Source organism: Rhodococcus sp. AG1013 (genome assembly GCF_003350365.1).
In the GTDB taxonomy this organism is placed as follows: domain Bacteria; phylum Actinomycetota; class Actinomycetes; order Mycobacteriales; family Mycobacteriaceae; genus Prescottella.
In genome coordinates, this window is record NZ_QQAT01000005.1 from 44373 (window position 1) to 50902 (window position 6530).

Annotated in this window: 6 protein-coding genes; 2 read left to right on the top strand and 4 right to left on the bottom strand. The window is 69.1% G+C overall.

The features are described 5' to 3' along the window. Positions 1-23: 23 nt before the first annotated feature. Positions 24-557: a single-stranded DNA-binding protein gene (locus DEU38_RS08745; protein WP_114720113.1), complete on the bottom strand. Its 534-nt coding sequence runs from the start codon at positions 555-557 to the stop codon at positions 24-26. A gap of 104 nt (positions 558-661) precedes the next feature. Beyond that, the gene (gene rpsF / locus DEU38_RS08750; protein ID WP_114720115.1) at positions 662-949 is read right to left on the bottom strand and encodes a 30S ribosomal protein S6; all 288 of its coding nucleotides are present in this window, start codon (positions 947-949) and stop codon (positions 662-664) included. A gap of 185 nt (positions 950-1134) precedes the next feature. On the opposite strand from rpsF, the gene DEU38_RS08760 reads away from it, so the two are divergent. Both DEU38_RS08760 and DEU38_RS08765 read left to right on the top strand, forming a co-directional pair. After that, a complete protein-coding gene (locus DEU38_RS08760; protein ID WP_114720117.1) occupies positions 1135-2472 on the top strand; it encodes a glycosyltransferase 87 family protein in 1338 nt (445 codons plus the stop codon). Positions 2473-2528: 56 nt separating this feature from the next. Beyond that, positions 2529-2954 carry a DUF2752 domain-containing protein gene (locus DEU38_RS08765; protein WP_114720119.1) on the top strand — a complete coding sequence of 142 codons (426 nt, stop codon included), beginning with the start codon at positions 2529-2531 and terminating at the stop codon, positions 2952-2954. A gap of 83 nt (positions 2955-3037) precedes the next feature. Here the strand turns inward: DEU38_RS08765 and DEU38_RS08770 are convergent, their stop codons facing one another. After that, complete coding sequence (locus DEU38_RS08770; protein WP_114720121.1) at positions 3038-4624, bottom strand: glycosyltransferase family 87 protein; 1587 nt, start codon at positions 4622-4624, stop codon at positions 3038-3040. Positions 4625-4647: 23 nt separating this feature from the next. After that, positions 4648-6530 (bottom strand): transglycosylase domain-containing protein (locus DEU38_RS08775; protein ID WP_147283492.1); only part of this gene is annotated, 1883 nt, incomplete at its 5' end.

Here is a 6530-nt window from a genome sequence, read left to right on the forward strand (position 1 = left end):
TGGATGTTCCGATCGGGTACGGATCAGAACGGCGGTTCGTCGTCTCCGCCACGGGCGCCTCCGAAGGAGCCCGCCTGCGGCGCGCTGCCCCACGGATCGTCTCCGCCCTGGCTGTAATTGTTGGACGCCGGACGTCCGCCGCCGGATCCGCCGGAGGAGCCACCGAAGCCGCCCCCGCCACCGCCGCCACCACGGTTGGCCTTGTTGACCTTGGCCGTGGCGTAACGGAGCGAGGGGCCGATCTCGTCGACCTCGAGCTCTACGACAGTGCGCTTCTCACCTTCACGAGTTTCGTAGGAGCGCTGCTTGAGCCGGCCGCTCACGATCACTCGCGAGCCGCGGGTCAAACTCTCCGCAACGTTCTCCGCTGCCTCGCGCCAGATGTTGCAGCGCAAGAACAGGGCCTCGCCGTCTTTCCATTCATTGGTCTGACGGTCGAAGGTACGGGGCGTGGACGCGACGGTGAAGTTCGCGACCGCGGCACCCGCGGGGGTGAAACGAAGCTCGGGATCAGCCGTCAGGTTTCCGATGACGGTGATTACGGTGTCGCCTGCCATGTGGTTCCTCCTGCTGTGTGTGGAGTTCCTGTTGTTCCAGAGCCTAGGTGCTGGTACCGACGTCGCCGGTACCGACTGAAACCTGTGCCTGGATCAGACGGGAATCACTTGCCGTGGCGCAGGACCTTCGTACGAAGCACCGACTCGTTCAGACCCAGCTGACGGTCGAGCTCGTTGACGGTGGCCGGCTCGGCGGTGATATCGATGACCGCGTAGATGCCTTCGCTGTTCTTGGCGATCTCGTACGCGAGACGACGCTTACCCCACACGTCGACCTTGTCGACACTGCCGCCATCCTTGCGGACGACATTGAGGAACGTATCCAGCGACGGGGCGACGGTGCGCTCGTCCAGGCTGGGGTCGAGAATGACCATCAATTCGTAATGACGCATAAGACCTCATCACCTCCTATGGACTGTGAAACGGCCACGGACTGTCCGTGGCAGGAGGGTCGTTGCGTCAGCAACCTTTGCAGGGTACACGAGCAGCCTTTGACCTGCGAAATTGGTCCGGACGGTCGCTTCCCGCCGATGTCGCCGATCCCACCGGCCGCCGGGATCGCCCTACGCTGGATTTCATGCGGGCGGCGGCGAACATCCGGACCGGAACGACGGTCACCATCCTCACCGCCTGCCTGCTGACGATGATCCTCGGCTACCTCGACAAGTCCCGCTGCATCGGTCCGCCGTTCGGCGCGGACGGCCGCAGCCTGATCTTCGACAGGATCAAGGACCGCGACGTCTGCTACTCCGACATCCAGCTCCTGTGGCTGGGCCGCGGCATCGACCAGCACCTGTTCCCGTACACCGGCGGCATCACCCCGGACGGCGTGCTCACCGGCAGCACCGTCGAGTACCCGGTGCTCAGCGGCCTGCTGATGTGGCTCGGCGGGATCGGCGCCCACACCGACGCCGCGTTCCTGCTGCATTCGGCGCTGCTGCTGGCGCCGTTCGGGCTGCTCACCGCGTGGATGCTCGGACGGCTCGCGGGACGCGCCGCGCTGCTGTGGGCGGCGAGTCCGCCGCTGCTGCTGTACGCGTTCCACAACTGGGAGCTACCCGTCGTCGCGACGTCGGTCGGGGCGATCGCGGTGATGGCCTCGCACCGCTGGCCGCTCCGCACCCGCGCGGTGCTCGCCGCCGTCCTGCTCGGGATCGGGTTCTGCCTCAAGCTCTATCCGGGGTTGTTCGTGCTGCCGCTGGCGCTGTACGTCCTCACCGAGGGCCGGGACCGGAACCGCCTCGACGTCCGGGGCGCCGCCGCGGTACTCGGGGCCGCGGCGGCAACGGTGGTCGCGGTCAACGTGCCGTTCGCGCTGACCCACTACGACGGCTGGCGGGCGTCGTTCACGTTCCAGCAGCTGCGCACGGCCGATCTCACCAGCAACAGCATCTGGTACTGGGGCCTGCGGCCACTGATGGGTGTCGACCTGCACGGCTCCGACACCTACAACCACGTCGTGGGCATCGTGTCGCCGCTCGCGCTGTGCGCCGGTCTGGCCCTCGCGGTGTGGCTGGGCTGGAAGCATTTCGAACGCCACGGCAGCTATCCGTGGATCGGCGTGAGCGGCGCGATGCTGTGCGCGTTCCTGCTGCTGCACAAGGTGCACTCGCCGCAGTACACGCTGTGGCTGATCCCCTTCCTGGTGCTGCTGCGGGTGCCGTGGTCGCTGGTCGCGGCCTACCTGGTGGCAGACCTGACGCTCGGCATCGGGGTGTTCCGCTGGTTCGACACCCTCGCCACCCGATCAGACACCGGCACCACCGAATTCGTCGTCAATCTCGGCGTGTGGGGGCAGGCCGCCCTGCTCGTCGTGCTGTTCTTCGTCTTCGTCGGCGCCCCGCTGCGCCGGACGGAGCGCGGCGATCCCCTCCCCACGAGGCCGCCGGCGGCAGTCCCGGCCGCGGCGCCTTGACCGCGCGCAGCCGGACCACTCCGTGTCGGGCTGTCCCGGGGTACGTTTCGGATTCCATGGAGTCCACACCGAAGCGTCTGACGCTCCGCCTCGCCGCACCGGCGGCGGTGGCGGCGGCCGCGGTCGCCGCCTGCGGGTTCGTGCTCTGGGCCGATCCGACGATGCCGGGCGGAGTCATCCCAGTGTGCCCGACGAAGGCGCTGCTCGGAATCGACTGCCCGCTGTGTGGCGGCACGCGAATGCTGTACTCGCTCCTCCACTTCGACCTCTCGGACGCGTTGCGGTACAACGCGTCGGGAGTCGTCGTCGCGGTCCTGCTCCTCGCCGGATACGGCGCCTGGACCTGGGGCCGGTTTCGGGGTCGACGGGTACTGGACGCGCGGCATCTCCGACGGATTCCGGCAGTCGCGCTCGCTGCGGCCGCGATCTGGTTCGTGCTCAGGAACATTCCGATCGCACCGTTCACCGGCCTGCAGGTCTGATCGGTCACGAAAAGCCCTCCGATCGAACGACTCCCGCGCCCCAGCAGTTCGGCGACAGAGCACGCTCCACCGGAAGCAGGACCTCACTCGGCGCGCACCGGAACCCGGGGGCGCAGCCATGCCGGCAACCATTTCGGTGGCGCGTCCTCGGCCTGGTCGAGGACGCCGCCGACGGGGTCGTCGATGAAGCCGAACCGCACCAGATCCTTCGACGGCCGGTAGATCTGCCACAGGATCAGGGCGCACAGCGCGAGGACTGCGAGGTCGCGCAGCACGACGGCGCCGGTGAACCACTGCTCGGGCAGTCCCTTGTTGGACACGCCGAGGTAGTACATCATCCGCGGCACCCAGACGAGGGCGTCGATCGTCATCCACGCCAGCAGGATCCGACGGTGGGGGAGGGCGAGGACCGCGAGCGGCACCAGCCACAGCGAGTACTGCGGGCTCCACACCTTGTTGGTGAGCAGGAACCCGGCCACCACCAGGAAGCACAGCTGCGCCACCCGGGGCCGAGTCGGCGCGGTCAGGGCCACCCAGGCGACACCGGCGCAGACCGCGACGAACGCCAGCAGCGACACCGCGTTGAGCACGCTGGGCGCCTCGCCCGCGGCGAGGGGGCCGTCGAAGCCGGCCCACCCGGTGAACGAGGTGATGACGTTGTAGATCGAGTCGGGGTCGGCGCCGCGCTCGGAGTTGAGGCGGTAGAACTCCGCCCAGCCGCGCGGGAACAGCAGCGCGATGGGCAGATTCACCGCCAGCCAGGCTCCGGCCGCGGCCGCGGTCGCCTGCCACCACGGGCGCATCCGTCCCGTGCGCAGACACAGCACCAGCAGCGGGCCGAGCAGGAACAGCGGATAGAGCTTCGCGGCGCCGCCGAGGCCGAGGAGGATGCCGGCGAGAACCGGACGTTTGCGCGACCACGCGAGCAGACCACCGGCCGCGAAGGCCGTCGCCAACAGGTCGAAGTTGGTGAAGGCGTGGACGATCACCAGTGGCGAGCAGGCGACGAGCGCCGCGTCCCACACGCGGCGGCCGGCCAGCAGCGCACTGGCCCACACCGTCACCAGCCACGCCGCGGCCAGGCCGAGCGCCACCACGTTGAAGTAGATCGCGACCTGCAGTCCGCCGGGCAGCCACGGGGTCGCGTCCCACGCCTTCGCGACCACCATCGACGCGTACTGGTAGAGCCCGGACAGCACCGGGTACTCCATGTAGCGACGCTGCACGGAGCCGTCGGCGGCCGGCTCCTCCCACCACTTCTTGTACGGGAAGGCGCCCTCGTCGAGATGTTCGGCGCCGTACAGCGGGACGGTGTCGGAGTAACACATCGCCACGTACTGGCGGTTGCCGCTCCAGTCCAGTCCCAGCGCACCGTCGGCGCCGACCGGGCCCTGCTGGATGCAGCCGGCCTTGGTGAACCAACCGAGACTCAGGAACACCACGGCCAGCAGCAGAATCACCCGCATCGGGGTGAAGAAGCGGGTCCGTCCGATCAGCGCGTGCCGACCGACCGGGCCACCGATCGTCGACGACAGTTGTGCCGTCAGCGGATCGGTGTGGCCCGGCACGTCCCGCCAGTCCGCGGAGCGCCGATCCGCAGCGAGCGGCGCCGGCGACACCAGCTCGACGCCGGTGTCGGTCTCGGTGCTGCCCGGTGCGTTGTCGGCCACCCCGCGAGGCTACCGGGAAAGGGCTATCCGACGGGGACCGGCTGCGGGACCGCTCGCTGCTGCCCCTCCGGGGCCGTCGTGTCCGGCGGCTCCTGCCCCGACGTCGGCTCCTCCGGTGACGGAGTGGTAGTCGTGTCGGTGGGCTTGCCCGGCTTGATGCCCGGAATCGGGATCGTCACGCCCGGAAGGATCTCCATGTTGCTCGTGGTGATCTCGAGCGGCGGCGGAGTCGTCGTCGGCGGGGCCGTGGTCGACGGGGGCGCCGACGACGTCTTCGGCGCGGCCGGTGCCGAGTACGCGGGAACTCCCGAGACACCGGCGATCGGATCCGGCGTCGGGAACTTCTCGATGTCGGTGCCCTTCAGCGCACCGTCCATCGTCGCCTTCCAGATGTCCGACGGCAGACCTGAGCCGTAGATCATTCCGCCATAGCTGTTCTCGATCGGCAGACCCTGCTCGGTACCGACCCACACCGCCGTCGACAGCGACGGGGTGTAGCCGACCATCCACGCGTCCTTGTTGGAGCCGGTGTCACCGAGCTGCGCGGTACCGGTCTTTGACGCCGACGGACGGCCACCGGCCAGCCCGTGGCCGCGCGAGTACGCCGCGATCGGCGTCATTGCGGCGGTGGTGTTGTCGGCCACCGCGGCGTCGATGACTTCCTCGCCGGTCGGCGTGCCGCGGTCGAGCAGCACGGTGCCGTCGGAGGTGACGACCTTCTGCACGAAGTGCGGCGTGTGGTAGACGCCGGAGGCCGCGAGCGTCGCGTACGCGGACGCCATGTCGATGGGCCGGGACTGGTACTGGCCCAGCACGATGCCGTTGTTCGGTCCGACGCCGCCCGGCTCGGTGAGCGAGGGGCCCACGCCCGGGATGTCCTCGGGGATGCCGGCCTTGTGGGCGATGTCGGCGATGGCCTGCGGGCCGTCGTCCATCTGCAGCATCTGCCGGTAGAAGCTGGTGTTGAGCGAACGCTTGAGGGCCTCGGCGATGGTGCACGTGCCGCAGGACTCGCCCTCGACGTTGCCGATCGTGATGCCGTTGACGGTGAGCGGGCCGCTGTCGTACATCTGCGACAGCGGGATGCCCTGGTCCAGCGCGGCCGCCAGGCCGAACACCTTGAACGACGAACCGGTCTGCAGGCCGGCCTGCGCGAAGTCGTAGCCGCCGCCGTCGGCGCCGCCGTAGTAGGCGCGCACGGCACCCGACTTCGGGTCGACGGACACGACCGCGGTCCGCAGCTCGGACGGCTCACCGTCCATGTACGTTTCGACGGCGTCGACGGCAGCCGCCTGCGCCTGCGGGTCGATCGTCGAGGTGATCTGCAGGCCCTCGGTGTTGAGGTCCTGCTCGCTGATGCCGGCCGCCGACAGCTCCTTCAGCACCTGCTGCTTGATCAGGCCCTCCGGCCCGTTGCCGCCGCTGCCGTTGTCGACCTCGGCGAGAGGAATGACCTGCGGGAACTGGGTGGCGGCACGATCGGCGGCGCTGAGCGTGCCGCTGTCGACCATGCCGTCGAGGACGTAGTTCCAACGCGACTGGGCGCCGGTGGGATTGGTCTCGGGGTCCAGCAGCGACGGCAGCTGGATGACCGCGGCGAGCACGCCGCCCTCGGCCACCGTCAACTGCTCGACCGGCTTGCCGAAGTACGCCTCGGACGCGGCCGCGATGCCGTACGCGCCGCGACCGAAGTAGATGGTGTTGAGGTACGCGGCGAGGATGTCGTCCTTGGACCACTGCTTGGCCATCTTCGACGAGATCACCAGCTCACGCATCTTGCGGGTGAGCGAGCGCTCCGAACCCACGAGCGCGTTCTTCACGTACTGCTGGGTGATGGTGGAGCCACCGCCGGCGCTGTCCTTGCCGAGCACGTTGTCGCGGGCCGCGCGCGCGAAACCGCTGACCG